22 protein-coding genes and 1 tRNA gene are annotated in these 26068 nt (G+C 51.3%); 2 read left to right on the top strand and 21 right to left on the bottom strand.

Going from position 1 to position 26068, the window contains the following annotated elements; all coding sequences use genetic code 11:
- Positions 1-159: 159 nt before the first annotated feature.
- From PCH05_RS23300 to PCH05_RS23205, 20 genes are all read right to left on the bottom strand, one after another.
- A complete protein-coding gene (locus PCH05_RS23300; protein ID WP_127606418.1) occupies positions 160-1467 on the bottom strand; it encodes a LysM peptidoglycan-binding domain-containing protein in 1308 nt (435 codons plus the stop codon).
- Positions 1468-1722: 255 nt separating this feature from the next.
- Positions 1723-2625, bottom strand: coding sequence for an RluA family pseudouridine synthase (locus tag PCH05_RS23295; protein ID WP_127606416.1), 903 nt, complete (start codon positions 2623-2625; stop codon positions 1723-1725).
- Positions 2622-3920: a glutamate-1-semialdehyde 2,1-aminomutase gene (gene hemL, locus PCH05_RS23290; protein ID WP_127606414.1), complete on the bottom strand. Its 1299-nt coding sequence runs from the start codon at positions 3918-3920 to the stop codon at positions 2622-2624. The genes PCH05_RS23295 and hemL overlap by 4 nt, the downstream gene beginning before the upstream one ends.
- 24 nt (positions 3921-3944) lie before the next feature.
- Positions 3945-4946, bottom strand: coding sequence for a porphobilinogen synthase (gene hemB / locus PCH05_RS23285; RefSeq protein ID WP_127606412.1), 1002 nt, complete (start codon positions 4944-4946; stop codon positions 3945-3947).
- 36 nt (positions 4947-4982) lie between these two features.
- Positions 4983-6536, bottom strand: a complete 1554-nt coding sequence (cobA, locus tag PCH05_RS23280) for a uroporphyrinogen-III C-methyltransferase (protein WP_127606410.1) — start codon at positions 6534-6536, stop codon at positions 4983-4985.
- A gap of 12 nt (positions 6537-6548) precedes the next feature.
- Entirely contained in the window at positions 6549-7505 is a 957-nt protein-coding gene (hemC, locus tag PCH05_RS23275; RefSeq protein WP_127606408.1) for a hydroxymethylbilane synthase, read from the bottom strand.
- Entirely contained in the window at positions 7490-8155 is a 666-nt protein-coding gene (locus tag PCH05_RS23270) for a precorrin-2 dehydrogenase/sirohydrochlorin ferrochelatase family protein (protein ID WP_246049922.1), read from the bottom strand. Before PCH05_RS23270 ends, hemC begins: the two co-directional genes overlap by 16 nt.
- Before the next feature lie 8 nt (positions 8156-8163).
- Positions 8164-8985 (bottom strand): cytochrome c biogenesis protein CcsA, encoded by an 822-nt coding sequence (gene ccsA, locus PCH05_RS23265; RefSeq protein ID WP_127606406.1) that lies wholly within the window; start codon positions 8983-8985, stop codon positions 8164-8166.
- A gap of 21 nt (positions 8986-9006) precedes the next feature.
- On the bottom strand, positions 9007-10401 hold the full coding sequence (hemA, locus tag PCH05_RS23260; RefSeq protein ID WP_127606404.1) for a glutamyl-tRNA reductase: 1395 nt from the start codon (positions 10399-10401) through the stop codon (positions 9007-9009).
- 226 nt (positions 10402-10627) lie between these two features.
- Positions 10628-11152, bottom strand: coding sequence for a hypothetical protein (locus PCH05_RS23255; protein WP_127606402.1), 525 nt, complete (start codon positions 11150-11152; stop codon positions 10628-10630).
- Positions 11153-11275: 123 nt separating this feature from the next.
- Positions 11276-11674 (bottom strand): adenosylmethionine decarboxylase, encoded by a 399-nt coding sequence (gene speD / locus PCH05_RS23250; RefSeq protein WP_127606400.1) that lies wholly within the window; start codon positions 11672-11674, stop codon positions 11276-11278.
- A 401-nt stretch (positions 11675-12075) separates the two neighbouring features.
- Positions 12076-12663: a non-ribosomal peptide synthetase module gene (locus PCH05_RS23245; protein WP_127606398.1), complete on the bottom strand. Its 588-nt coding sequence runs from the start codon at positions 12661-12663 to the stop codon at positions 12076-12078.
- Between the two features lie 344 nt (positions 12664-13007).
- Positions 13008-13643 carry a ribosome biogenesis GTP-binding protein YihA/YsxC gene (gene yihA / locus PCH05_RS23240; RefSeq protein ID WP_127606397.1) on the bottom strand — a complete coding sequence of 212 codons (636 nt, stop codon included), beginning with the start codon at positions 13641-13643 and terminating at the stop codon, positions 13008-13010.
- 15 nt (positions 13644-13658) lie between these two features.
- Positions 13659-15995 carry an endopeptidase La gene (lon, locus tag PCH05_RS23235; RefSeq protein ID WP_127606395.1) on the bottom strand — a complete coding sequence of 779 codons (2337 nt, stop codon included), beginning with the start codon at positions 15993-15995 and terminating at the stop codon, positions 13659-13661.
- Positions 15996-16083: 88 nt separating this feature from the next.
- A complete protein-coding gene (lonB, locus tag PCH05_RS23230; protein WP_127606393.1) occupies positions 16084-17856 on the bottom strand; it encodes an ATP-dependent protease LonB in 1773 nt (590 codons plus the stop codon).
- A 216-nt stretch (positions 17857-18072) separates the two neighbouring features.
- Positions 18073-19170: a flavodoxin-dependent (E)-4-hydroxy-3-methylbut-2-enyl-diphosphate synthase gene (gene ispG / locus PCH05_RS23225; protein ID WP_127606391.1), complete on the bottom strand. Its 1098-nt coding sequence runs from the start codon at positions 19168-19170 to the stop codon at positions 18073-18075.
- Positions 19171-19296: 126 nt separating this feature from the next.
- A complete protein-coding gene (clpX, locus tag PCH05_RS23220) occupies positions 19297-20553 on the bottom strand; it encodes an ATP-dependent protease ATP-binding subunit ClpX (protein ID WP_127606389.1) in 1257 nt (418 codons plus the stop codon).
- Between the two features lie 12 nt (positions 20554-20565).
- The gene (clpP, locus tag PCH05_RS23215) at positions 20566-21156 is read right to left on the bottom strand and encodes an ATP-dependent Clp endopeptidase proteolytic subunit ClpP (RefSeq protein ID WP_127606387.1); all 591 of its coding nucleotides are present in this window, start codon (positions 21154-21156) and stop codon (positions 20566-20568) included.
- 340 nt (positions 21157-21496) lie between these two features.
- Complete coding sequence (gene tig / locus PCH05_RS23210; RefSeq protein ID WP_127606385.1) at positions 21497-22819, bottom strand: trigger factor; 1323 nt, start codon at positions 22817-22819, stop codon at positions 21497-21499.
- 139 nt (positions 22820-22958) lie between these two features.
- Complete coding sequence (locus PCH05_RS23205; RefSeq protein WP_127606383.1) at positions 22959-23813, bottom strand: hypothetical protein; 855 nt, start codon at positions 23811-23813, stop codon at positions 22959-22961.
- A 396-nt stretch (positions 23814-24209) separates the two neighbouring features.
- Here PCH05_RS23205 and PCH05_RS23200 point away from each other — a divergent pair.
- A tRNA-Arg gene (locus PCH05_RS23200) sits at positions 24210-24283 on the top strand.
- 106 nt (positions 24284-24389) lie between these two features.
- Here PCH05_RS23200 and PCH05_RS23195 read toward each other — a convergent pair.
- Complete coding sequence (locus tag PCH05_RS23195; protein ID WP_164766778.1) at positions 24390-24956, bottom strand: TetR/AcrR family transcriptional regulator; 567 nt, start codon at positions 24954-24956, stop codon at positions 24390-24392.
- A gap of 116 nt (positions 24957-25072) precedes the next feature.
- Here PCH05_RS23195 and PCH05_RS23190 point away from each other — a divergent pair, with 116 nt between their 5' ends.
- Positions 25073-26050 (top strand): ketopantoate reductase family protein, encoded by a 978-nt coding sequence (locus PCH05_RS23190; protein WP_307719577.1) that lies wholly within the window; start codon positions 25073-25075, stop codon positions 26048-26050.
- Positions 26051-26068 lie beyond the last annotated feature (18 nt).

The following is a 26068-nucleotide window of genomic DNA, read 5'->3' as shown; positions in this document are numbered from 1 at the left end:
TTAAGTCAACATGCCTGGATTATACCGGAATATCGCCTAAGAATGCACGCTATCTTTATTATTATCCTATGTACCGTTCTTAAACCTGGTGCAGCAAAAAGCGCCCGGGCTCTTTTTCCAGCGCCGGACGCTTTCTTCTTGTGGCTTCTATATTCAGCCTTACGGGATATATAGAATCTGCCCTTCCTCGATGGTCTGCTCCGCAAGACGGTTATACAGCAAAATCTCGCGGGCGCTGAGCTGATAACGGCTCGCGATCGTCTCGAGCGTTTCCTCCCGCTGAACGATGCAGAGCCTTACCTTACGGAATTGATTTTTCTCCGAGCTGCTTCCGAGGAACAGATTTTGCCACTGGATATCGTCGTTCCCTGCTGCTTCGCGTTCCGCTTCTTCCTTTTGCGGTTCTTCCGACACGGCCAGCTGCTCCTGCTCTTTCAGAGAACGGCTGGAAGTCAAAAGCGATGAAAAGCCGATAGCGCCCTTGGGATCCGCTTGCGTTTCTTTTTTGCTGCTAAGTCCGATTCGCAGTTCACGTTCATCCGCGCCTTCCTCCTGATGAACCGTTTCCTGGTGGAAAGCGCTGAACGGAAACGCGGGCTCCTGGTCAATGGAAGTCAGGTAAATATCGGTCTCCTGATCCTCTTCTTCGTTGGCCGCGATGGCCGAGTTTTCCGGGTGAAGCAGCTCCGCTTCGTCTTCATGCTCGAAATGCCAGACGTTAGACGCCGTTTTGTTCCCGCTGCGTTCAACGGATTCCTTGTCCGTATGTAACGCGGATGGAGCAAATACCTCTTCAGGCTCCTGCGGCTCGCTATCCGCACGCTCCTGGAAAGACGGCTCTTGCGGCGACGGATGCTGCGGCCGGACCTCGTCGGAGCCGAACAATTCAGCAGGCTCAGGCGGCGACGTTTCGGTGATATAGGCAGGCGTTTCGCTGTATTCTGCAGCCGGTGCCTCATTCGTCTCCCTGATCTCTGCCGCATCAGCGCGCTCCTCCTCTTCCTCCAAAAACGCAGCCAGAACCGGATCTTCCGCCGGATCGTCAGACGCATGTACAACCGTAAATTCATCAGCGTTCCAGGCGCCTGCCGATTCGCTGACTGCCGTCTCAATGCCCCGGAGAGACAGCACACCGGTAATATTCAAGCTGCGCTGGGATAAAAGATCTACATCGAAGTTTTCAATTTCTACTGCAATCTCATCCAGAGAAGATACGCGATTGGAAGGAACGGTGATTTCAACAGGAATAAAATGTTCCAGACGCTGCGTTTCGTCCTCCTCCCCGTCTCCTCTATACAGCCCGTTCAGCAGCAAATGGCCCCGAAGCGCAACCTGCTCGCCTTGGCTGATCACCTGAATATGAGGCAGCAGTTCGATTTCTTCCAGCTCGGCAATGCCGGACACATCTTCCGAGAGATGGATTCGTTCATAAATATCAAAGCGCAAACCGTAGGACTGATCAAACACAGATAATGTCCTCCTTTCGGCATATTTCTAACCATGAGAGTCTGCTCACGGCATGAGCCCCAAAATGCGTTACTCATTCTATCTATATGCTCCAAATAGGAGGGCATTCCATTTTTGCACCTGTCTTAAGGTTTGCGCCGAACATTTCTTGGCGGTATACGAGCCGCTGCGATAACGGATTGTTCTTATAGTTGTCGCGTTTCTTCAGAACGATTCCGCCCTCTTCGCTACGTCGCTCGTAATCCATATATTTGCTTATTTGGTTTTGATCAGCTTTTGATGCAGCTGCTGCAAGTCTTCCGGCCAGGGATCATGGATCTCTATCCGCTCTGCGGTCAACGGGTGGCTGAAAGCAATCCGCTCACCATGCAGGGCCTGCCTGGCGATCCAGTCCGTGCTGCCGCCGTACAAAGCGTCCCCCAGCAGCGGGTGTCCCACATGGCTGAGGTGGACGCGGATCTGATGCGTCCGGCCCGTTTCCAGCTCCAAACGCACCAAGGATGCCTTGGGATAGCTCTCAGCAAGCCGCACATGAGTAACGGCGTGCTGTCCTGTCGGGGATACCCGTCTTCGCTGCTTATGATGGCGGTCCTTGCCGATCGGCAGGTCGATGACCGACAGCTCCGAAGAGACCTTCCCCTGTACAAAAGCCGCATAACTGCGTGCGATTCGCTTATGACGCATATCTTCATCCAGCTTCAACTGAGCCCAGTCATTTTTGGCATATACAACTGGACCTGACGTCTCCCGATCCAGTCTATGGATATGGCGTACGGACACTTCCTCCCCCTGCATCTGATAATGCGCGGCGACTGCATGATCAAGCGTCGGCTCCGAAGCCCCTTTTGCACCGTCCGGGTGAATATTCATACCCGCAGGCTTATGCACCACCAGGCAAAAATCGTCCTCGTACAGAACGTCCAGCTCCCGCCAGATTGGTTCGATGCCCGCCGGTTGAACAGGAAAGAGGGCCAGCCTAAGCCGGTCCCCTTTCCACTCTATTTCTTTATTTGTACGCAGGCGGTTCAGAAGCTTTTCAGGCATACCGAGCGTACCCAGCAGCCAAGCCGCTGCTGCCTCATCCCGGTTTGAAGCTGCGCTCAGACTCTTACCGGGGGACAGCTCCAGCCACTGGCCTCTTCGCGACCACGTGATCACAGGTTTTTCAGGGCGTTGTAGTTGGCTTCGATCGTGGCATCGATATCCTCGACGCTATGCGCAGCCGACACAAACATCCCTTCGAACTGGGAAGGAGCCACGCTGACTCCCTCTTCGACCAGGTTCGCAAAATACTTCGTAAAGCGCTTCAGATCGCTCGCTTTGGCCGTATCATAGTTGACAACCGGTCCTTCCGTGAAGAACGGGCAAACCATCGATCCGACGCGGTTCAGAGTCACCGGAACGCCAAGCTCCTGGGCATTCTTCGTAAAGCCGGCCGCCAGGCGCGAAGCGCGCTCCTCAAGCTGCTCGTATACCGCCGGCGTCAACAGCTTGAGTGTCGTATACCCGGCTACCATGGCCAGCGGATTGCCGCTGAGCGTTCCCGCCTGGTAGATCGGTCCGGATGGAGCCACCTGCTCCATGATTTCGCGTTTGCCGCCATAGGCGCCGACCGGAAGCCCTCCGCCGATAACCTTGCCGAGGCAGGTCAAATCAGGCGTGATGCCGAACAGTCCTTGCGCACAGTGAATGTTCACGCGGAAGCCAGTCATGACTTCATCAAAAATCAAGAGGCTGCCGTAGCGTGTCGTAATGTCGCGCAGACCTTGCAGGAAGCCTGGCAGCGGAGGCACAACCCCCATGTTGCCGGCGATCGGCTCCACAATGACGCAGGCAATTTCTTCGCCGAAGCGTTCAAACGCTACTTTTACCGATTCCAGATCATTGTAAGCAACCGTAATGGTGCTCGAAGCCACGCTTTCCGGTACGCCGGGGCTGTCAGGCAGACCCAGTGTAGCGACGCCCGACCCTGCTTTAATCAGCAGGCTGTCCGCATGGCCGTGATAAGAGCCTTCAAATTTCAAAATCTTGCCGCGTCCGGTGTACCCGCGCGCAAGACGGATCGCACTCATCGTCGCTTCCGTACCCGAGTTCACCATCCGCACGACATCGATCGAAGGCACGCGTTCGCAGACGAGCTTCGCCATTTCCGTTTCAATCAGGGTCGGAGCGCCAAAGCTGGTGCCTTTCGCCGCCGTCTCCTGAATGGCCGAGATGACTTCCGGATGGGCATGTCCCATAATAAGCGGACCCCAGGAACCGATATAATCGATAAAGCTGTTGCCGTCTATATCGTAAATTCGCGATCCCTTGGCATGATCCACATAAATAGGCGTCAGGCCGACCGATTTAAATGCACGGACAGGGCTGTTCACCCCGCCGGGCAGATAGTGCTTGGCTTCTTCAAACGCAGTGCGGGAAGCCTCTTCTTTACGCTTTCCAGACATACTCATGAAAGTCACTCCCGTTTCGATATTTTAACGCTCCTGCATCCAGCGGGCGGCGTCCTTGGCAAAATAAGTAATGATGATGTCGGCTCCGGCGCGCTTCATGCCCGTAAGCATTTCCTGAACGATCGCCTTTTCGCTGATCCAGCCCTGCAGAGCGGCAGCCTTCACCATCGAATATTCACCGCTGACGTTATACGCGACGAGCGGCAGGTCAAATTGATCTTTCAAGGTACGGATGACGTCCATGTAGGCCAGCGCAGGTTTTACCATCAGCATATCCGCGCCTTCCAGCACGTCGGTTTCGGCTTCGCGCAGCGCCTCGCGGGCATTCGCCGGGTCCATTTGATACGTTTTGCGGTCGCCGAACTGCGGTGCGGAATCCGCCGCTTCACGGAAAGGTCCGTAGAAAGCGGAGGCGTATTTAACCGAATAAGACATAATCGGCACATGCTCAAATCCGGCTTCGTCCAAGCCGGCACGGATCGCCTGCACGAAACCGTCCATCATGTTGGATGGTGCGATAATGTCCGCCCCGGCTTTTGCCTGGGATACGGCGGTCTTCGTAAGCAGCTCAAGCGATTCGTCATTCATGACATCGCCATGAACCTGACCGTCCACCTCAAACGTGTGCACCATGCCGCAGTGGCCATGATCGGTAAATTCGCATAGGCAGGTATCCGCCACGACGAGCAGTTCCGGATACCATTTCTTGATCAGCCGTGTTGCTTCCTGTACGATCCCGTCTTCAATGAAAGCGGATGTACCTACGCTGTCCTTCGTTTCCGGAATGCCGAACAGCAGCACGGCCGGAATGCCGAGCGCCACGATTTCATCCACTTCAGCCTTCAAGGTATCCAGCGAGAAATGGTAGATTCCCGGCATAGAGGATATTTCATTCTTGATTCCTTGTCCGTATGTCACGAAAATCGGCATGATCAAATCGTTCACATTCAGTACGGTTTCGCGCACCATATTGCGCATGCCTGTGGATTGACGCAGACGACGATGTCTAACAATGGGAAAACTCATATCTGTGACCTCCTAATTCGCATTTGTTCATTATTTTCAGTTCACTTCTTGGTGTTGACCGTTCATATAGCAGCAGATCTCTTCCATAAGCCCTTCGATCGTCGCCTGACCGGCAACCATGCTGACCCGCAGGCCTGCTTCACTGGCCGTTTTGGCAGTCACTTCTCCGATGCATGCCGTCGCCGACCTGCTGAGAAGTTGAACCGGGTCCCCGATCCCCATCCGTTTCAATTTCTCGATCAAATAGGTTACCGTGGAAGAGCTGGTAAACGTAATGACATGAATGGCGCCTTCCTCAAGCAGCCGGATCAGCTCCCGATCCTCGTCCTCGGTAATTACTGTCTGATACGTATCGACAGCCGTAACCTCCAGCCCCATCTCTTCCAGCTTCTCGGGCAGCCAGGTCCGCGCCAGATCGCCGCGGGGCAGCAGCACCTTATCTCCGGGCTCAAGATGCCCGCCCAAGGTTTCGATCATGCCCTCCGCCTGGAATTTTCCGGGCAGCTCGACCGGTATCACTCCCCGCTCTTTGAGCGCTTGGGCCGTAGCCGGGCCGACCGCGGCAATCTTCGCCCGGTGCAGGCTCCGAATATCCAGGCCCTGCTCAGCCAGATGCCGGTAGAAATATTCCACGCCATTAACGCTCGTAAAAAACACCCAGTCATAGGTTTCAAGCCTGGAAAAAGCATCCCGAATCCAGTCCAGCTTATCCGGATCCTGCGGATAAACCGTCTCGATGACGGGAAATTCATAAGGTTCGCCGCCAAGCTCATCAATCCGGTCCACGAGCTCGGAAGCTTGCGACTTGGCGCGCGTCACGAGAATCCGTTTGCCGAAAAGCGGAAGATGCTCCGCCCACTTCAGCTGCTCTCTCTGAAGCACGACGTCGCCGACGACAATGACGGCTGGAGGCTGAAAGTTTGCGGCGAGCACCCGCTCCTCAATATCAGCAAGCGTGCCCGTTAGCGTATCCTGTTCAGCGCGGGTTCCCCAGCGGACAAGGGCTACGGGCGTATGCCCCGGACGCCCGTGCTTCATAAGCTGATCCGCAATATATCCAATTTTGGACACGCCCATCATAAAAATCAGCGTGCCCGTCGCATTCGTTACCTTTTCCCAATCGATCATATGGTCCAGCTTGTCCGGACTCTCATGGCCGGTAATAATCGACAGCGAGGATGCCAGCTCCCGGTGCGTGACGGGAATGCCGGCATAAGCCGGAACGCCGATCGCGGCCGTTACGCCAGGGACAATCTCATAAGGGATTCCGTTCTTTTGAAGAAGTCCGGCTTCTTCGCCTACGCGTCCGAAAATGGTGGGATCGCCGCCTTTTAAGCGCACAACCGTGTTTCCTTCCAAGGCCAAGTCGACCAAAAGCCGGTTAATCTCCTCCTGCTTCATCGTATGACGATCCGGCAGCTTTCCCACATAGATTTTGCGGGCGCCCGGCTTCACGGCCCCAAGCAATTGAGGAGCAGCAAGACGGTCGTAGACAACCACATCCGCTTTTTGCAGGCATTCAAGACCTTTCACAGTAATTAACTTGGCGTGGCCTGGGCCTGCACCAACCAGATATACTTTTCCCGCCATCTCCACATCCCCCTACTCCCGGACTTGTTCGAGAATTTTCTCTGCTCCCCGTTCAATCAGCTTCCCGGCAACTTCTTCCCCAAGCTGTACCGGATCCGTGCCAAGCAGCGTTTCTTTCAGGATGACGTCCCCTTCCGGAGAGCCGACCATTCCTGTCAATTGTATAACGTTTTGTCCGGCAAGGGAATGTCCTTCCGGCGCTTCCACCAGGACCGCGTGCGCTCCAATTGGCACCTGGCAGCCGCCGTTCAGAACGCCCAGAAACTTGCGCTCTGCCGCAACCGTTATTTCGGATTCCTTATCATTGTATAGGGCCAGCAGCTTCAGCAGCTCCGTATCGTCTTCACGGCATTCGATGCCGAGCGCCCCTTGTCCGACCGCAGGCAGGCAGGTTTCAACCGGAATATAGGCCGTAATCCTGTCCTCCCAGCCCATCCGGTACAGTCCGGCCGCTGCAAGCAGGATCGCCTCAAAGCCTTCGGTCTCCAGCTTTTTCAGCCTCGAGTCGATATTGCCGCGAACTGGCTCAAGCACAAGATCCGGGCGGTACGCCTTCAGCTGGCTGGAGCGGCGCAGGCTGCTCGTCCCCACCTTGGCGCCTTGCGGCAGCTCATCGATGCTTTTTCCTTCCAGCGTGATCAGGCAATCGCGCGGATCCACACGGCGGGGCACCGCTCCGTTCACCAGGCCATCAGGCAGCACGGACGGCATATCCTTCATGCTGTGAACAGCCATGTCGATTTCGCCATCCATCATGGCCTGCTCGATTTCCTTGACGAACAATCCTTTTCCGCCCACTTTGGAGAGCGTCACATCCAGGATGCGGTCGCCCTTGGTCACGATTTTCTTCACCTCAAACTCAAAATCAAAGCCATGCTCCTTGCAAAGCCTCTTCAGGTCATCGATTACCTGCCCCGTCTGAGTCAGTGCAAGGGCACTTTGTCTGCTGCCTACTACGATTGTCCGCATTCCCATTCCTCCTGATTGTCTTTGATCCACTGTTCGATCTCTTCCATACTCCAAGGCCTTGCAGCCCCATGGCGCAGAGCGTCCGCCAGCCGCAAATCGCTCGCCTTCCTTAATAAGGCTTGCCGGGTAACCGGATCGCTAACCTGCTGCTTGATCCCATTCCGTAAATCATATAAAAGATCGAGATATGCCTCGAATTCCTTTCCAAAGTCCTCTTCCAGCCTTCTCCGGATTGCCCTGGCGGCAAGCGGTCCCGCCCCTGAGGTCGAAACGGATATTACCAGCCGGCCGCGCCGCAGCACGCTGGGATGTATAAAATTCCCTAGCTGCGGCTGATCGGCCACATTCGCCAGAATCCCTCTCGTCCTGGCTTCGGCCACCACGTTTTCATTCACTTTGGGATCGTCCGAGGCGGCATGGACCATAAAAGCGCCTTGCAGATCGCCTTCGGCATATTTTCGGCAGAGCCACCGCAGTTCTCCCTGCTCGTGACCATGCCGCAGAGCCGGGGTTACCGAAGGGCTGATGACCGTGACCGATGCCTGTCCGGCCAGCAGCTCCTTCACCTTTCTTTCAGCTACTTGCCCCCCGCCGATGACGATGCAAACCCGGTCTTTGCAGTCCAGCATGACAGGTACATATGTAGACAAGGATGCCCTCACTCCCCGCTCCAGTGGTGAAAATCAGACCACGTATTCAACACGAAAATGAGAATAATAAAAACATACCCGGTCAAAATCCATTTGGCCATGAAAGAGCCCGAATGCTGATGCGAACGCTTCTTGAACAAATAGAAATAATAGAAGCCGAGCCCAGCGAACGTGGCTATTACCTTCAAATCCAGAAGAAGATTCAGCCTTCCTTCTGAAATGACGGATAGCGCCGCGACAATAAAGGAGACGGTCAGCACCGGCGTTCCGATGAAGGCCAGCGAGTAAGCGTATTTGTCCATCAGCTCCAGGCTGGGCAGCCGCCGAACCGTATCCGTCCATTTCTTTCCTTTCAATTTTCGGTGAAGGAAAAGATACATCACCGCGAATACCGCAGCGATCGTATAGATGACAAAGCTGAGATTGGCTAATGTAATATGCAGAACAAGAAGTCCGTGTACGGTCTCCCAGTGCTTCAACGGATTGTTCCCCGGCGAGAACCAGAGCCTGTCCAGCACGTGAATGCTAAAGCCGATGAGGCTGAGCAGAAGAACGGCAAATTCCGCCCGCTGCAGCAGATTGATGATTAAAGAAGCAACCACCAGACTGAACGATAGCAGAAGCAGAAAATCAAAAGGCGTAAAAATAGGAAGCGCCCGCTCCTCAACCGCCCGGATGACTAAGGCACCTGCCTGTAACACTCCGACTACAGCAAGAAGCCCTGTTCCCATCCGCTTCGCGTCCCGATTGCGTCGTATGCAATCCGAGATAAAAAACAGAAGGCTCAGGGCATAGATATAAATACCGGCATCATAAAATCCAGTGAGCATGTCCACTCCCCCTAAGCGCCTTTACAGGCTTGCTGGCGTCAGCGAACCTTTGATGGCAAATGGTTTGTTTTCATGCTTCTCTCTGCTGAGTTCATTTTTGCCCGAAACGGATGGTTTCAACGCGTCCGTCTCCCGTCCGGCTTCATTCAAATCGTCTTCCAATGCGAAAATTTGCGTAAAATACTCCAGCGCCTCATTTCCGTTCTTGCCTGCCGTCATTTCCTTGATCCGGTTGATCGGATCATGCATCATCTGGTTGACGATGCTCTTGGTCAGGCGGCGGATGACTTTGCGCTGATGCTCATCGAGCTCCGGCAGCTTGTTAAACAAGCTTTGCAGCGTCTCTTCGTGAATGCTTGAGGATTTTTCCTGCAAGGCCCGAATGGCCGGACGAACGCCCAACGTTTTGAGCCATTGATGGAACTCGTCCATTTCTTCCTGAATCATCACTTCGATTTTGGCTGCCTCGGCTCTGCGCATCTCCAGATTGCTCTCCACAATGCCTTCCAGATCGTCGATATCGTACAGGAAGACGTTGTTCAGTTCCGCAATGGTCGGGTCGATGTCACGCGGAACGGCAATGTCGATAATAAACAGCGGACGGGACTGCCGCTTCTTCATACTTTCGCTCACTTGTGCCCGGTCCAGCACATAATCCTTTGCTCCTGTGGAGCTGATCAGGATATCCACTTCATGCAGACGTTCCAGCGCCTGCTCCATCGTGCACGGTGTGCCTTTGAACTTGCTGGCAAGCTCCTCCGCACGGGCGAGGGTACGATTGGCTACAATAACCTCTTCCGCCCCGTTCGCGTACAAGTGCCTAACCGTAAGCTCGCTCATTTTGCCGGCCCCTAGAATCAGCACCTTCTTATCATCAAACATGCCAAAAATCCGTTTGCCCAGCTCTACAGCCGCGTAGCTGACGGAAACGGCGCTCTCGCCGATCGAAGTTTCGGAATGTGCTCTTTTGCCAAGCGTCACAGCTTGCTTAAACAGCATGTTAAACCATGTTCCGGTCGCTTTTTCCTGCTGACTTTGCAAAAATGCGGTACGAACCTGACCCAGAATTTGCGTTTCCCCGATCACCATGGAATCAAGTCCGCAGGTCACGCGGAAGAGGTGGGAAATCGCCTGCTCGTCTTCATATATATATAAATGTTGGGTGAATTCCTCACGGGGAATGTCAAACCACTGCTCCATAAAGCTGCGAATAAAATATCCGCACATATGCAGGCGGTCCACCACAACATATATCTCCGTACGGTTGCAAGTCGCAACGATGACGCCTTCCATCACGCTTTTAGTCAGCATAAGCTGGCTGAGCGCTTCCGGCAGTTCATTTTGTTCAAATGTAAAACGTTCCCTTACTTCTACAGGCGCTGTGCGATAGTTCAATCCGACAACGACGATATGCATTACATGTTCACCTGCCTAAGGTTCATTTCAAAAAAAAAGATCCAATTCAGGATTACTTTTTTGCTTGCTATTCATTTTCATCATGTTAATTATATCACAGTTGTAAAGTAACCCCGAGAGATTTTATGAAATGTTTATGAAAATACATGGATTGGTCAAAAGTACGCTTGTGTTTTACTATCTTGCCTTAAACCACCGGAGATTATACTGTCTTATTAACCATTCGTTACCTGCCCTTAACCAGGTCTGCAAGCTGCTTGCCCGTTTTTTCAAGCTGGTCGTCCTGGGAAGCGATGACCTTCCCGTTCTCACTGAGCAGCTGCTGATATGGCAAAACCACATTCGAAAATAACTCACTGTATTTGCCGATCAGTTCCTTTTCCGCATCGCTTAACGGCCGGTTGCCTCCAATCTGCCAGGTCGTGATGAGGTCGATCAACCCATCTATGGCCGGAAAAGAATAAAGCTTATTCATGCCGAGCGATTTCACCAGCCGCTCATGGGTGTAGGCAGCCGAATAAGCCGCAAGCTTCAGCGCATTCAGCTCCCCGGTGTTATTCATATGCGCCGCGTCCAAAAGGGACGTGTTCAGCACCTGTATTTGAAAAACGGATACTTCATACAACATTTGCTCCGCATCGGCATGTCCGGACTGCGGTCGCATCATCCGGTATGCCTGGTACGCCAAAACGATCAGCAGCAGGACAATCAGTCCCAAAAATAGCAGATCTCTGAGCTTTCGTCTTCTCATGGACCCCGCCCCCTTATCACGAGCTTGTTTCATACCTATAGTATATGGGGCCATAGAAAACAAATGACCACGGAGAAGGATCTCCATGGCCATGATTCATTATCGTTGGTAAGCGCGCAGCCTTTATACCAGCTCGGCCTCTTTCATTTCCGGCGTTTCCACCTTCAACTCACCCAAACCGCGCACAAGCTTTTTCGCATACGTTTTTTCAGGCTTCAATACGGACACCAGGTAATCAATTGCCAGTTGTGGATCGACTGTTTCGCCGCAGGTGTAGCAATCAATGGCTGCAAATCCTCTCTCAGGATACGTATGAATCGAGAGGTGGCTTTCTGACAGCAAAACAAGCACTGTCGCTCCTTGAGGTTCAAACTGCTTGGATTGAACCGACATCACTGTAGCGCCGCATGCTTCCGCTGCCTCAACCATCTGGGCCTGCAAAAACTCAGCGTCGTTCAGCATATCAAAGTCGACTCCCCAAGTATCAACAGCAACGTGTCTTCCGAAAGTTGAATATTCCATCTTCCGGTTTCCCCCTTCCTAGGAATAAAATATTTGAAAATTTCATCCGCTAGGACCTACGTCATTCACTTCCCGAGGGAATAATCTCTCGCAACATTCAATGTCCTGAGTGAATCCTGGTTCCTAATATATTCTTTTCAACGAGATTAAAAATAACATCTATAAGGGCGAATTGCAATACTTTTTTTACGTTCCCCGGCGTTTTATTTTATTCCTTTTTGTCCCAGCTGGAATGCGGATAAATGGGTGTTATCGATACTTATGCATAAAGCGCTCTGCTCTGATCTTCAACAAAAAAGGAACCCCTTCATCTCCATAAATTGAACGATAGGAAGCCGCTGCTTCTCTTGGATAATCATTCATTTTATCGAAAAAAGGAATTCCCTACATCATGTATGCAATTAGGCCTCTAAAGCAAACCATTTTGCGGCGCCTTGGCGCAGCTTGTCGTCGATGCGGGCGATCTGTTCGCTGGTTTCCGCTTTGTTCCGCTCATCCAGCCAGTAGTTTATATCCTGGTAAAGCAGGGATATTTCCTGCTCCACGTCATCGAGCTGATAGACACGCTGCAGTTCGCCAGCCGTATGCTTATATTCATACACAAGCTTGCTTCGGGATGGAGTCACTTCCGAAATCATGCGGACCGAGCCGTTTTCATAATAATACATCATTGTGAATCCTTGATAAATCCGGTTAACAATGCCTTCGCCTTTGCAGGCAACAAACAGCTTGCGTACCAGGTTTGTCATACGAGGGTTCACCAAGCGGCATGACAACTCACAGAAGTACAGGCCATTTTTGCTTTCCAGAGGGAAATGAACCTCCTCACCGCTTTCGTCTTCCAGTACAATCTCTTGTCCTCCGCTGTCCAGCACCTTGACAATGATGTGCATGTGACAGCATTCAGCCGAATGCATAAACTGGTTCAATTGGAGCTCTGTCATTTGAAAAGTGGCTTTAACATACTCTGTGGCTAACCGCTGAGCCATAAAAATCTCCTCAATTCTTTTTTATGATTACGGAATTAATCCCATTGCTGCACCGGATTCATTCCATAATCGCAAGAAAAATTTCCGCCGTCAGGCGGTCTGGCTTTCCGTGAACGTACGCCGAAGACGAACTTCTAAAGATCCTTAGTATTATTATACAGCACATCTCGAAACGATTGCTTGCGGATGAAAGCATGAATTTTCTTCATATTTCATAAAAAACCGGATTAAAACGGATTTTTAAGCAAACTTTTTACGGGATGCTCACTTTCCTGCCGGATAAAGTCTCGATCCCTAGGCGATACGCCGAAAATATCGCGATTTCTATATAACCCGCGCATTCTCTATGCTTCGCCGTGATGCTCGCCTTCTTGCTGCTGAGCTTCTTCCTGTCCGAGTCCGGCAGCAGATGAAATGTGGGCCCACAGCTCTTCTTTGCCCAACCCGGTTTCGGAAGAATACATGACAAACGCGTCGGTTTTACGCAGTAAAAGAGCTTCCTTCATCTGCTTCACATGCTTTTGCCAGCGGCTCTTCGGAATCTTGTCCGCTTTGGTGGCTACCACGCAAATCGGAATGTCATAATGCTTGAGCCAGTCATACATCATTTCGTCGTCTTTGGTCGGCGGATGGCGCAGATCCACGATCAGCAGCACCAGCTTGAGCGTATCCCGCTCCAGCAGGTACTTCTCGATCATTTTGCCCCACACCTGCCGCTGGGTCTTGGACACCTTCGCGTAACCGTATCCGGGGAAATCGACGAAATACAAATCTTCATTGATGCGGTAATAGTTGAGATGCTGGGTCTTGCCCGGCGTCGAACTCGTTCTCGCCAAATTTTTGCGGTTGATCATACGATTGATAAGTGAAGACTTACCTACATTGGAACGCCCTGCCAGAGCAATCTCCGGCAAGGCGTCCTCAGGATACTGGTCAGGGCCAACGGCGCTGATTACGAATTCCGCTTGGGTTACTTTCATGTCAATGGTTCCTCTCTAATGCACTCCCGCCTGTTCCACAAGCGCATGTTTCAGCACTTGATCCATATGGGATACCGGAACAAACTCCACTTCATTTCTGACGCTGTCGGGAATGTCTTTCAGATCCCGCTCGTTGTCTTTCGGGAGCAATATTTTCTTGTAGCCTGCGCGGTGTGCCGCAAGCGATTTTTCCTTCAGACCGCCGATTGGAAGTACTCGGCCGCGCAGCGTGATTTCCCCGGTCATGGCCACATCCTTGGAAACATGCTTTTTGGTAAGAGCCGATATAAGAGCCGTGGCGATCGTAATGCCGGCAGAAGGACCGTCTTTCGGAATGGCCCCTTCTGGAATATGGATATGGATATCGTTCTTCTCATGGAAGTCAGTTGCGATGCCCAGCTCGGCCGCTTTGCTGCGGGTATAGCTGAATGCAGCCTGCGCGGACTCCTTCATTACGTCGCCCAGCTTGCCGGTCAGCGTCAGCTTCCCGGACCCCGGTACGACGGTGACCTCAATCACGAGCGTTTCGCCGCCAACCTCTGTCCATGCCAGGCCTGTAACCGTACCGATCTGATCCTCCAGGTCGGCTACACCGTGGCGGAACTTCGGCGCTCCCAGGCAATCCTTGATATCGTCCGGCTCGATCACGATGGATTCCGACTCATTCGATACGATTTTCTTAGCCGCTTTGCGGCATAGCGCCGCCACCTGCTGTTCCAGATTGCGGACACCGGATTCGCGCGTATATTCGCGAACCACTTTTAGCAGCGAATCCTCGCTGATCTGAAGCTGCTCATCCTGCAGGCCGTGCTCGCGTTTCTGTTTTGGCAGCAAATAGCGCTTGGCGATCTGCAGCTTTTCCAGCTCCGTATAACCCGGGATGTTGAGCACTTCCATACGATCCAGGAGCGGCCGCGGTATGTTATGAATCGCATTCGCCGTCGTAATAAACATCACTTGCGACAGATCGAACGGTATTTCGATAAAGTGATCGCTAAAGGTGTTGTTTTGTTCAGGATCCAATACTTCAAGCAGGGCGGAAGACGGATCGCCGCGGAAATCCGATGCCATTTTGTCAATCTCGTCAAGCAGGAACACCGGATTAATAGCCCCGGCATTCTTCATCCCCTGGATGATGCGTCCCGGCATGGCACCGACATAGGTGCGGCGGTGACCGCGGATCTCGGCTTCGTCACGCACTCCGCCTAGCGATATGCGGACGAACTTCCGGTTCAACGATCTCGCGATGGAACGCGCAAGCGAGGTTTTACCTACGCCCGGAGGGCCAACAAGGCAAAGAATCGGGCCCTTCATCTTTTTGACCAGCTGCTGCACGGCCAAATATTCGAGTACCCGCTCCTTCGGTTTATCCAGGCTGTAATGATCCTCGTTCAACACCTGTTCGGCTTTATGGATATCCAGGTCATCTTCGGTTTTGTTGTTCCAAGGAAGAGCCAGCAACCAGTCCAGATAGTTGCGGATGACGCCGCCCTCAGCAGAGCTGGCAGGCATCTTCTCCAAACGGTCGATTTCCTTCTCGACCTTTTCCTTCACCTTTTCCGGAAGCTCCTGTTTATCCATCAGGTCGCGCAGCTCTTCCACTTCGCCGGCGCGGCCTTCTTTCTCGCCCAGTTCTTTCTGGATCGCCTTCATTTGCTCGCGCAGATAGTATTCCTTCTGGGTTTTCTCCATCTGCTTTTTGACGCGCTGATTAATCTTGCGCTCCAGCTCCAGCACTTCGCGCTCATTATTCAGAATATCCAGCAGCTTTTCAAGACGCTTGCCGACATCGACCGTCTCGAGTATCTCCTGCTTATCCTTGATTTTGAGTGACAAATGGCTGGTTATGACATCCGCCAAGCGCCCCGGCTCCTCAATGTCAGAGACCGCCGCGAGCGTCTCGGGAGTTACCTTTTTGGATAAATTGATATAATGCTCAAACTGGCTCAGGACGGTACGCATCAGCGCATCCACTTCAGGATTGTCGCTGTCCTCTTCATGCAGCTCGCGGGCAAGGACTTCGTAATACTCCTCATTGTCCGTATACTGTATAATTTCGGCTCGCTCCATGCCTTCCACCAGGACACGGATCGTTCCGTTTGGTAGCTTGAGCATTTGTCTCACGTTGGCAACGGTGCCAATCCGGAAAATATCTTCTTGCGTCGGTTCTTCTATGTTCACCTCGGATTGAGAACAAAGGAGAATCAGGTTATCTTCCACCATCGCTTTTTCCAGAGCCTTGACCGATTTCTCCCGGCCTACATCGAGATGCAGCACCATGCTCGGGTAGACTAGGAGGCCTCGCAAAGGCAATAACGGAAAACGGCGGCCTTTCGCTTTACTAAGCCCCATCGCTTTCGCACCTCCAGCCGTTCTCAAGTTATAACATCCGGTTATATTTTAGCAAATGTTCACAGAAAACACCAATAATTAAGCTGCTTTAACATGTCCCCGCATCGGTGACTTGCCCGGACTGGCCTGAATTAGCCTGTAAAAATGGAGCTGAAGGCGAGGAAGGGAAGATTTCGGGCTTCTGGGCCGCGCTCTTCTCCAGTGCATCATCCAGCCCTTCCTGCACCGAAACATGGTGCGCCGGCTTGAGCTCGGTACCAAATACATGCATGAATACTTCCTGCACATTCTCCACCGGAATAACCCGCAGTCCGTCCAAATCCTCAAACAGCGTCTGCCAGTTTTCCTTCGGAATGATTACCGTCGTTGCGCCCGCCTGGAATGCCGCCTCCACTTTGGCAATGACGCCGCCAATCGGCTTCACCCGGCCGTGAATGCTGATTTCCCCGGTCATGGCGATTCTGTTGTCTACCGGGATGCCGCGAATCGCCGACATGATGGCTGTCGCCATGGCGATGCCTGCCGACGGTCCATCGATGGGGGTACCACCGGGAAAATTGATGTGAAGATCATAATCGCTGGGCTGAAGTCCCAGGGAGCGAAGGACGGTCAGTACGTTTTCAACCGATCCTTTGGCCATGCTCTTGCGCCGCAGCGTTCTTGTGCTTCCGCCAATCTCCTCTTCCTCCACCACGCCCGTAATATTGTATTTCCCTTGTCCGGCAGCCACGGGCACCGACGTCACCTCAATTTCAAGCAGAGTACCCATGTTCGGGCCATACACAGCTAACCCGTTGACAAGCCCCACTTGCGGATGCTCCGGAATTTTCCGTTCCGGACGCGGCTGAAGCTGACTGCTGCTTGCCACCCACTCCACGTCGGACGCGGCCAGCGAATCCCTTTTCTCCGTCAAGGCAAGCCCCGCGGCCAACTGAATGATATTGACCGCTTCGCGACCGTTGGTCGCATACTGCTTCACGACTTCCACGGCCTCCGGACAAGGCTTAAGTCCGATTTTCTGGATGGCGTCCTCCGCAATGCGTCCGATCTCTTCAGGAAGCAGCGGGCGGAAATAGATCTCCATGCAGCGGGAACGCAGAGCCGGCGGCAGTTCCTGCGGGGAACGGGTCGTCGCGCCCACCAGACGGAAATCGGCGGGCAGACCGTTTTGGAAAATATCATGGACATACGCCGGAGTATTATTATCCTCCGAATTGTAGTATGCGCTCTCGAGCAAAACTTTACGGTCTTCCAATACTTTTAACAGCTTATTCATTTGAATCGGATGCAATTCACCGATTTCATCCACAAACAAGATACCGCCGTGCGCTTTGGTAACCGCCCCCGGCTTCGGCTGGGGAATTCCCGCCACTCCCATAGAGCCTGCCCCTTGATAAATCGGATCATGCACGGACCCAATGAGCGGATCGGCAATGCCGCGCTCGTCAAAGCGTGCCGTCGTGGCATCAATTTCCGTGAACTTGGCATCGGCTTTAAACGGAGAAGCCGGATTCCGTTTCGCTTCCTCCATCACGACGCGCGCCGCGGCCGTTTTTCCCACTCCCGGCGGTCCATAGATGATCACATGCTGCGGGTTGCCGCTGCACAGCGCCGCCTTCAATGCACGCAGGCCATCCTTTTGGCCGACGATATCCTGGAGAGACTGCGGTCTCGTTTTCTCCGCAAGCGGTTTGGTCAGCGATATGGAGCGAAGCTTGCGCAGTTTATCCATCTCCTTGCGTGATTCCCGGTCCACCGCGGTACGATTCGTTTTTTGTCCGCGCAGCAAGTTCCAAAAATAAATGCCGATAATGACGGCAAAGAAAAATTGAACCAACATCATAATCATGCTTATGTTCATTTCAAAACCCTCCCGTTTCTCTTATGCGGCCAGTTTTCCCTTCAACTCTACTTAGGTATTGCTACGGGTTGGCCTGATACATGGTAGTATAGCCGTTTCACACACGCATAAACGCTAAAGCCACGATTTATGGGCAGCTTTTTCAGGATCGCACAAAAAAAAGCCGCACTCCCTTTCGAATGAAAAGGAATGCAGCTTGATCTTGCTTGGGATGGATTAATGCTTACGTCCCGGAATCGTGCCGGTTTCTTCATATACTTTCACGATCGAGTCGATTTCTTTTTTGAGCTCCTCCACCATTTCGGCTTCAGGCACCTTGCGGATCATTTCCCCGTAGCGGAACAGCAAGCCTTCGCCGCGGCCGCCGGCAATGCCGATATCCGCTTCACGTGCTTCGCCCGGACCGTTGACGGCACAGCCCAGCACCGATACCTTGATCGGCACTTTCAGCTTCGAAATATATTCTTCGACTTCGTTGGCAATCGAGAACAGATCGATATCCAGACGACCGCAGGTCGGGCAGGATACCAGCGTCGCCGCGTTGGAGATGAGCCCGAAGGTCTTCAGAAGCTCGCGCGCCACCTTAATCTCTTCGACCGGATCGGCGCTCAGTGAAATCCGCACCGTGCTGCCAATGCCCATGGACAGCAGCGCCCCGATGCCTGCCGAGCTTTTGATCGTGCCTGAGAAGAGCGTTCCGGATTCGGTAATGCCCAGATGCAGCGGGTAAGGAATGACTTCAGCCGCTTGGCGGTAAGCTTCGATGGCCATCGGCACATCGGATGCTTTCAGCGATACGATAATGTCGTGGAAGTCCAGCTCCTCCAGAATGTTGATATGATACAGCGCACTTTCGACCATCGCTTCCGGCGTAGGATATCCGTATTTTTCAAGCAGATGGCTTTCCAGCGAGCCGGCATTCACTCCGATCCGGATTGGAATTCCGCGCTCCTTACAAGCTTTGACAACCGCTTCGACCTTGTCACGGCTACCGATGTTCCCCGGATTGATACGCACTTTATCGATACCATTCTCAATAGCCTTCAACGCGAGCTGATAGTTAAAATGGATATCCGCTACAAGCGGAATATGAATCCGTTTCTTGATTTCCTTGATCGCGTCTGCAGCTTCCTTGTTGTTGACCGTTACACGGACGATCTGGCAGCCCGCTTCCTCCAGACGGAGAATTTCCGCAACTGTAGCCTCCACGTCCGCTGTTTTCGTGGTACACATGCTTTGAATAATGACTTCATTGCTTCCGCCGATCGTCAAATTACCGACTTTAACAGGTCTTGTGTCTTGTCTCAAAAACATGATCTTGTTCTCTCCCATAACGCCAAGACTCCACCCCTACCCCGCTGAAAAGCCTAGCGGCCAGCGGGAAGGAAGTGGAGAGACGGCAATGAATTTCCGAAAGCGGCCCTTCGTTTCCAAAAAGGCTTAGGCGCTTTCTTCCTGTTTATTTTCTTTCTTGCTGATTAATTCCGGCACGATTTTTTCCTTCACGACCTGCTCCGTAATGACGCAGTCCTTGATATCATCGCGGGAAGGAACCTCATACATCACGTCCAGCATGATGCCCTCGATGATCGCCCGAAGGCCGCGGGCGCCGGTATTGCGCTTAATCGCTTCTCTCGCAATGGCTTCCAGAGCTTCCGGCTCGAATTTGAGCGCAACGTTATCCATTTCAAGCAGCTTCTGATACTGCTTCGTCAGGGCGTTCTTCGGCTCGGAAAGAATGCGTACGAGCGTCTTCTCATCAAGCGGCTCCAGCGTGGAGATGACGGGAAGACGTCCTACGAATTCCGGAATCAGACCGAATTTCAGCAGGTCTTCCGGAAGCACCAAGCCGAGGTATTCGCCCGGTTTCAGGTCCTTCTGGTTTTCGCCCATCGCGTTAAATCCAATCACTTTTTTACCGATCCGGCGTTTGATCATCTGCTCGAGACCATCAAAGGCGCCGCCGCAGATGAACAGGATGTTCGTCGTATCGATTTGGATGAATTCCTGATGAGGATGCTTACGGCCGCCTTGCGGTGGAACCGATGCAACCGTTCCTTCAAGAATTTTGAGCAGGGCTTGCTGCACGCCTTCACCGGATACGTCGCGTGTAATCGACGGGTTCTCGGACTTGCGAGCCACTTTATCAATTTCATCAATATAAATAATGCCGCGTTCGGCTTTTTCCACATCATAGTCCGCTGCCTGGATCAGCTTCAGCAGAATGTTCTCGACGTCTTCGCCGACATAGCCGGCTTCCGTCAGGGATGTCGCATCCGCAATCGCAAACGGCACGTTCAGGATTTTAGCCATGGTTTGAGCCAGAAGCGTCTTACCGGAACCGGTAGGACCCAGCAGCAAAATGTTACTCTTTTGCAGCTCGACGTCTTCTATTTTACTGCCTGTGTTAATCCGTTTGTAGTGGTTATATACGGCAACGGACAGGGATTTCTTCGCTTGTTCCTGACCAATGACATACTGATCGAGAATATCGCAGATTTCCTTCGGTTTCGGAATGTCTTTGAGATCCAGCTCTTCGTCGTGGCCGAGCTCTTCCTCTACAATTTCCGTGCAGAGCTCAATGCATTCATCGCATATATAAACTCCGGGACCCGCGACAAGCTTGCGGACTTGCTCTTGGGATTTCCCGCAAAAAGAGCATTTCAGCTGCCCTTTTTCATCGTTAAATTTAAACATGTAAACACCCCTTTAAGATTTAATCGGTGAAGTCAGAACCTGGTCGATAAGGCCGTAAGCCTTGGCTTCTTCCGCGCTCATGAAAAAGTCACGATCGGTATCGCGTTCAATTTTTTCAAGGGGCTGACCTGTGCGTTCCACGTATATTTGATTGAGCTTTTCTCTCGTCTTAATGATCCAGCTCGCATGGATCTGGATGTCTGCCGCCTGCCCCTGAACTCCGCCCAGCGGCTGGTGAATCATCACTTCGCTGCTCGGGAGCGCAAAACGTTTCCCCGGCGCACCCGCCGTTAACAGCAGCGAGCCCATGCTCGCGGCCATGCCGACGCAAATCGTGGATACATCCGGTTTGATGTACTGCATTGTATCGTATATACCCATCCCTGCCGTAACAGAACCACCAGGAGAATTGATATATAAATGAATATCCTTCTCCGGATCTTCCGCAGCAAGGAACAATAACTGTGCTATGACGAGATTGGCGACATCATCGTCGATCGCGCTGCTGAGAAAAATAATGCGATCCTTCAATAATCTGGAGTAGATATCGTAAGATCTCTCGCCCCGGCTCGTTTGCTCTACAACCATAGGTATCAGACTCATGTGTCCAACCTCTTTTCCATTTAAAGATGCATTTCATCCGCCTTACAGCATTATTCTAACATGTTCAAAGCATGATGTCATTTTTTCACTTTATACCCCGCAATACATTGTATGAACCCGGCCGTAAAATATAGCCTAATCGAAACTCGACACTTTTCAAGATCGGTTATGTATGGAAGAAAGTTTTATCCATTTTATACTTTATTTAGGCATAAAATGGATAATCCCAGTTAAAAATAAGGCACGCAATGGAATATACGTGCCTTATCTCTCTATAGTATCCTATGTTCGGCTTTGCAATGCGAAGCCTCAAATGGAATATTCAACAATCTTCCGGTTATTACTCTGCAGTTTCAGCAGCCTCTTCGGCAACTTCAACTTCCTTGCTGTTGTCAACGAGGAGTTCAACCGTTTTGCGAAGGGAAATTTCATCACGGAGGCTTGCAAGCGATCCGTTAGCTGCCAAAATGTTGCGAATTTCGTCAGCGGAACGTTTGTAGGCTTCTGCCATCGTTTCGAGTTCCTTGTTGATGTCTTCTTCGGTTACTTCGATGTTCTCTTCTTTGGCGATTTGCTCGAGCACCAGGTTGTTGCGAACGCGTTTTTCAGCGTCATCCTTCATTTGCTCTTGCAGATCCGCAGTCGTTTGTCCGGAGAAGCTCAGGAACATTTCAAGGTTCATGCCTTGGCTGCGCAGACGGTTGTCAAAATCACGCATCATGTTTTGAATTTCGCTGTCGATCATCGCTTGAGGAATTTCGATTTCGGCATTCTCGGAAACTTTGTCTACGACAGCAGCTTCTTTTTTGCCTTTCGCTTCTTGTTCCTTGCGAACCAGAAGTTCTTTTTTCAGATCTTCTTTGTATTCGGCCAGTGTTTCAAATTCACTTACGTCTTTGGCAAATTCGTCATCCAGCTCAGGCAGCTGTTTGCGTTTGATTTCGTGAACCTTCACTTTGAAGATGGCTTGCTTGTTCGCCAGCTCTTCAGCATGATACGTTTCAGGGAATGTCACTTCAACATCCTTGAAGTCGCCTGTTGCCAAGCCGACAACCTGTTCTTCGAAACCAGGAATGAACGTGCCGCTTCCAAGCTCGAGCGAGTAACGCTCTGCTTTTCCGCCTTCGAAAGGAACGCCGTCCACATAGCCGTCAAAATCGATAACAGCGATGTCGCCGTCTTGAGCTGTGCCTTCGTCGATGACAGCCAGTTCAGCATGACGCTCTTGCAGGCGGTTCAGTTCTTCGTTCACTTCTTCTTCGGATACTTCGACTTTTTGTGCAGGAACTTCTACGCCTTTGTATTCGCCAAGAGTAACTTCTGGCTTAACTGTTACTTTCGCTTTGAATTTGAAGGCTTGTCCTTTTGCAAATTGATCGATTTCAACTTCAGGACGGTCTACAGGAAAAATATCCGTTTGGTCAACAGCTTCTGTATATACCTCTGGAAGCAAAATATCGATGGCGTCTTGGTATAAAGCCTCTACTCCATAGCGAGACTCGAAAATCGGCCGAGGTACTTTACCTTTACGGAATCCAGGTACACTCGCTTTTTTCACAACTTTATTAAAGGCTTTGTTAAGCGCATCAGTAACACGATCCGCCTCTACTTCTACTTCAAGAACGCCAAGGTTCTTCTCTATTTTTTCCCAGGTTGCTTTCATTTTATGCCTTCCCCTCCAAAAATATTTCACATGGTCATGAGTTTAACACGCACAGAATAACCACTATAGTATAAACAAGATTGAACCCTTTTTCAAGGGCAACCCTGTGGCAAGTCTAAGGCAGAGCCTCCTACTTTTTCTAACCGTTGGTCCCTGCTGCAACAAATTGCTTCATCGTGCGGTAAGCCTGTTCGAACCGAAACCGCATGGTGTCCGTCACGCCGTACATATATCTGATCTCTTCATCGCTGCGGCTGCCTGTAAGGCTTTCGGAAACGACCTGGTGCAATGACGCAGCCCAGATGTCAATCGTCTCGTCATTTTCATCCACAATGGAGAAATAATCATCCGTGCCGTAAATGGCCATGATAAACTGCGTCCAAAGCTCCTGCGCAAAATAGTACAGCGTCGGCTCCTGAACCTCCGTCTGCCCGGCTACCCGCTCGGTAATCAGCCCGATTTGCGGCGGAAACTCATCCGGGCTCAGCGGCACGGATTCAATATCGATACGCGCCCGTTCCTGACCGCGGATCAGTTCGATGTTCCCCTGCATGCCGCGCTTGCGCAGTGCCTGCAGAACCCGGAATTGCAGCAACGGATGCAGCGGCTTGCTTTGAAGCCACGTGACGAGTGATTCGTCGATCTCGGCGCCTTCCAAATACGACAGCTGCTCGAGCGCAAGCAAATTTTGCTCGCCGAGAGGCTCCTGCATGGCCGTCTGGAGCAGCTTATCTGCATAAAGGCGGTCTTCAGCGAGCTTGGCCTGTACGTTCTTGCGCTTCATCTCATCTTCGTCCGGCTCTTCCTCATCAGCCTCCCACGGCTCTCCGTCCGCAGCCTCCCCGTTATTGTCGCGGTTGTACTGCGGAAACGCGGCTTCCAGCCATTCCAAAAGCGCCTGCCATTCATCATAATGCCGCTGATCCTGTCCCTGGCATTGCAGCAAAAAACGCAGCAGATCCATCGCTTCCCCGTATCGTTCATTTTCCAGCATGACCGTCAGCTGAATTTGATAAAAGTCGAGTGTCTTTGGAAAGAGGACTATGTTGTCTTTCGTTGGGGAATGGGAATCATTAATAGGGGATTCCTCCTTTCTGTCCGGGTATCTCAATTTGTTGATTATAGCATACCCTCTTCGCACATGAAAAAAAACAGCCTGCATATGTACCATGCTCTATCGTATAATATATAAAACCGTTTCATCATACCGAACGACATTTCGATTGACATTTCGATTTCGGATATGAAATTCATTAATGAAGAATCGGCCGATTGAATCAGTTTCCGTTGATTTTGCAGGCGCTGCTTATGCTTTTATTTAATTGTGTTAATTTGTTGTTGTAATATTTTTATCCATATGCTATGATATTTCTTGCTTGAAATTTTTCATGTCCCAGTAGCTCAGCTGGATAGAGCAACGGCCTTCTAAGCCGTCGGTCGGGGGTTCGAATCCCTCCTGGGACGTAACAAAGCCACTCTTCGGAGTGGCTTTTTGATTTCCTCGGAGGGATGAGAACCCATTAGGGTTCGTCGGAGCATAATCCTCGATAGCAACCGCTTCGCAGTCAGATTAACTTGTCTTCAATGGGATCAGCTGATTCATCTCCAGAAGTGACCATAACCTGTCCGTCAATTCTTCCGTAGAACATGGCATGGATTGGTTGAACCACCACTCGATCACACCGACGATCGCCGAACTCATGAATTGCGCAAATATCGATTTGCTCAGGTCATCTATGCTTACATTGGTTTCGTCCATCTGTTCCATGATCTGTTTATTGATCATGCTGTTCAGATGAATCCTGAAGGAAGAAACGTCTTTGATGCTCAACAGGGTCTTATATAATGGAGCGTTTTGCTTGATTTCTTTAATCGTATGGAGCAAGAGAGTCTTCGTCGGAAAAGTTCCGGTTGCATCCGGGGAGTAACAGCTTTCCATCAAATGAGTCAGTTGGGCTTCTATGCACTTATCCAATAGATCGTATTTGTCCGAGTAATGCGAATACACGGTGCCTCGATTGACGTCGGCACGTTCTGCGATATCGTTGATCGTTATTTTCTCGAATTCTTTCTCCGCTATCAATTGCATTAAGGCATTCATTATGGCGGCTTGATTTTTTTTGATTCTTCTGTCCACGAAAGAGTCCACCTTTATTAAACAATTCATATTCATCTGTTGAAAAACCAACAAAACCGGTAAATCTAGCGATTGCTGCCGGTTTGAGTGACTGCTATCCTTACTTTATTCAATGAATGGTCAAAAATCAACAGATGTTCAATAAAGGGGATGTGAAGATGAGGATATTGGTCTACGGGGCGGGCGTTCTGGGCAGTTATCTTGCTCATGTATTGGTGCGCGGAGGGAATGAGGTTACCGTGCTGGCAAGAGGCAAGAGAGCTGTGCAACTCAAGACGAATGGGCTTGTCATCCGACATTATTTTCAGCGTCGCACCACGGTCGATGAAGTAAACGTCATTCAAGAGCTTACGGCCGACGATCTCTACGATCTCATTTTTGTCGTTATGAAATACAATGATTTCCCATCCGTTCTATCTATACTAGCCGAGAATCGGTCTTCCAACATCGTTCTCGTTGGGAACAATGCGGATGCCCTTGGGATGCAGAACGAAATTCAAGAAAAAAGTAAGGCAAAGAAAAACGTCATCTTCGGCTTTCAGATTAGCGCTGGAATCCGAGAGGAGAGCGGACGCATGATCTGCATCCGCGGAGGCGGGCAAATGATATTAGGCAGCTTAGACGGAGAGATCACCATAAAGCCTATCCTAGAGAGCGCATTTAAGAAAGTGAAGTATACATTAGCTTATCATGAGGATATCGACGCATGGCTTAAAAGCCATATCGTGACGATCGTTGCCTTGAACTCGGTTAGTTATCTTTACGACGGCGATTTAAAGAAAGCAACGAAGGACAAGAAACTCTTTAACCAGGCCATTTCCGCTATGGACGAGGGGTTTCAACTATTGGAGAAGTTAAATTACACGATTACTCCTGCCAGTCAGGTTAACCTTGTTCGTAAGCATAGACGGATCACATACATGGGTCTAATCATCGTTCACAATTTGCCGTTTATGAAATTGATAGATGGTTCTTTCAGTGAAATTGCCGCTTTGTTCGATTCGTTCAAAAAGCTGAAAAAACATATCAATATCGCGACTCCCTATTGGGATGAAATGGAGAAGCGAACGATGTCCAAGTTTGTTAGCCGCTAAACTCCCGAATCTCATTCC

Origin of the sequence: Paenibacillus chibensis (assembly GCF_004001045.1) — a bacterium.
GTDB lineage: Bacteria > Bacillota > Bacilli > Paenibacillales > Paenibacillaceae > Paenibacillus_AQ > Paenibacillus_AQ chibensis.
The sequence above is the reverse complement of the archived record's forward strand: the minus strand, read 5'-3'. Positions and strand labels throughout refer to the sequence as shown.

Bases quoted from the DNA above. Each gene is read 5' to 3' on its own strand.
- hemL (WP_127606414.1), bottom strand. From the start codon at position 3,920: ATGAGTATGTCTGGAAAGCGTAAAGAAGAGGCTTCCCGCACTGCGTTT.
- hemB (WP_127606412.1), bottom strand. From the start codon at position 4,946: ATGAGTTTTCCCATTGTTAGACATCGTCGTCTGCGTCAATCCACAGGC.
- cobA (WP_127606410.1), bottom strand. From the start codon at position 6,536: ATGGCGGGAAAAGTATATCTGGTTGGTGCAGGCCCAGGCCACGCCAAG.
- hemC (WP_127606408.1), bottom strand. From the start codon at position 7,505: ATGCGGACAATCGTAGTAGGCAGCAGACAAAGTGCCCTTGCACTGACT.
- ccsA (WP_127606406.1), bottom strand. From the start codon at position 8,985: ATGCTCACTGGATTTTATGATGCCGGTATTTATATCTATGCCCTGAGC.
- hemA (WP_127606404.1), bottom strand. From the start codon at position 10,401: ATGCATATCGTCGTTGTCGGATTGAACTATCGCACAGCGCCTGTAGAA.
- PCH05_RS23255 (WP_127606402.1), bottom strand. From the start codon at position 11,152: ATGAGAAGACGAAAGCTCAGAGATCTGCTATTTTTGGGACTGATTGTC.
- speD (WP_127606400.1), bottom strand. From the start codon at position 11,674: ATGGAATATTCAACTTTCGGAAGACACGTTGCTGTTGATACTTGGGGA.
- PCH05_RS23245 (WP_127606398.1), bottom strand. From the start codon at position 12,663: ATGGCTCAGCGGTTAGCCACAGAGTATGTTAAAGCCACTTTTCAAATG.
- yihA (WP_127606397.1), bottom strand. From the start codon at position 13,643: ATGAAAGTAACCCAAGCGGAATTCGTAATCAGCGCCGTTGGCCCTGAC.
- lon (WP_127606395.1), bottom strand. From the start codon at position 15,995: ATGGGGCTTAGTAAAGCGAAAGGCCGCCGTTTTCCGTTATTGCCTTTG.
- lonB (WP_127606393.1), bottom strand. From the start codon at position 17,856: ATGAACATAAGCATGATTATGATGTTGGTTCAATTTTTCTTTGCCGTC.
- ispG (WP_127606391.1), bottom strand. From the start codon at position 19,170: ATGTTTTTGAGACAAGACACAAGACCTGTTAAAGTCGGTAATTTGACG.
- clpX (WP_127606389.1), bottom strand. From the start codon at position 20,553: ATGTTTAAATTTAACGATGAAAAAGGGCAGCTGAAATGCTCTTTTTGC.
- clpP (WP_127606387.1), bottom strand. From the start codon at position 21,156: ATGAGTCTGATACCTATGGTTGTAGAGCAAACGAGCCGGGGCGAGAGA.
- tig (WP_127606385.1), bottom strand. From the start codon at position 22,819: ATGAAAGCAACCTGGGAAAAAATAGAGAAGAACCTTGGCGTTCTTGAA.
- PCH05_RS23205 (WP_127606383.1), bottom strand. From the start codon at position 23,813: ATGCTGGAAAATGAACGATACGGGGAAGCGATGGATCTGCTGCGTTTT.
- PCH05_RS23190 (WP_307719577.1), top strand. From the start codon at position 25,073: ATGGTCAAAAATCAACAGATGTTCAATAAAGGGGATGTGAAGATGAGG.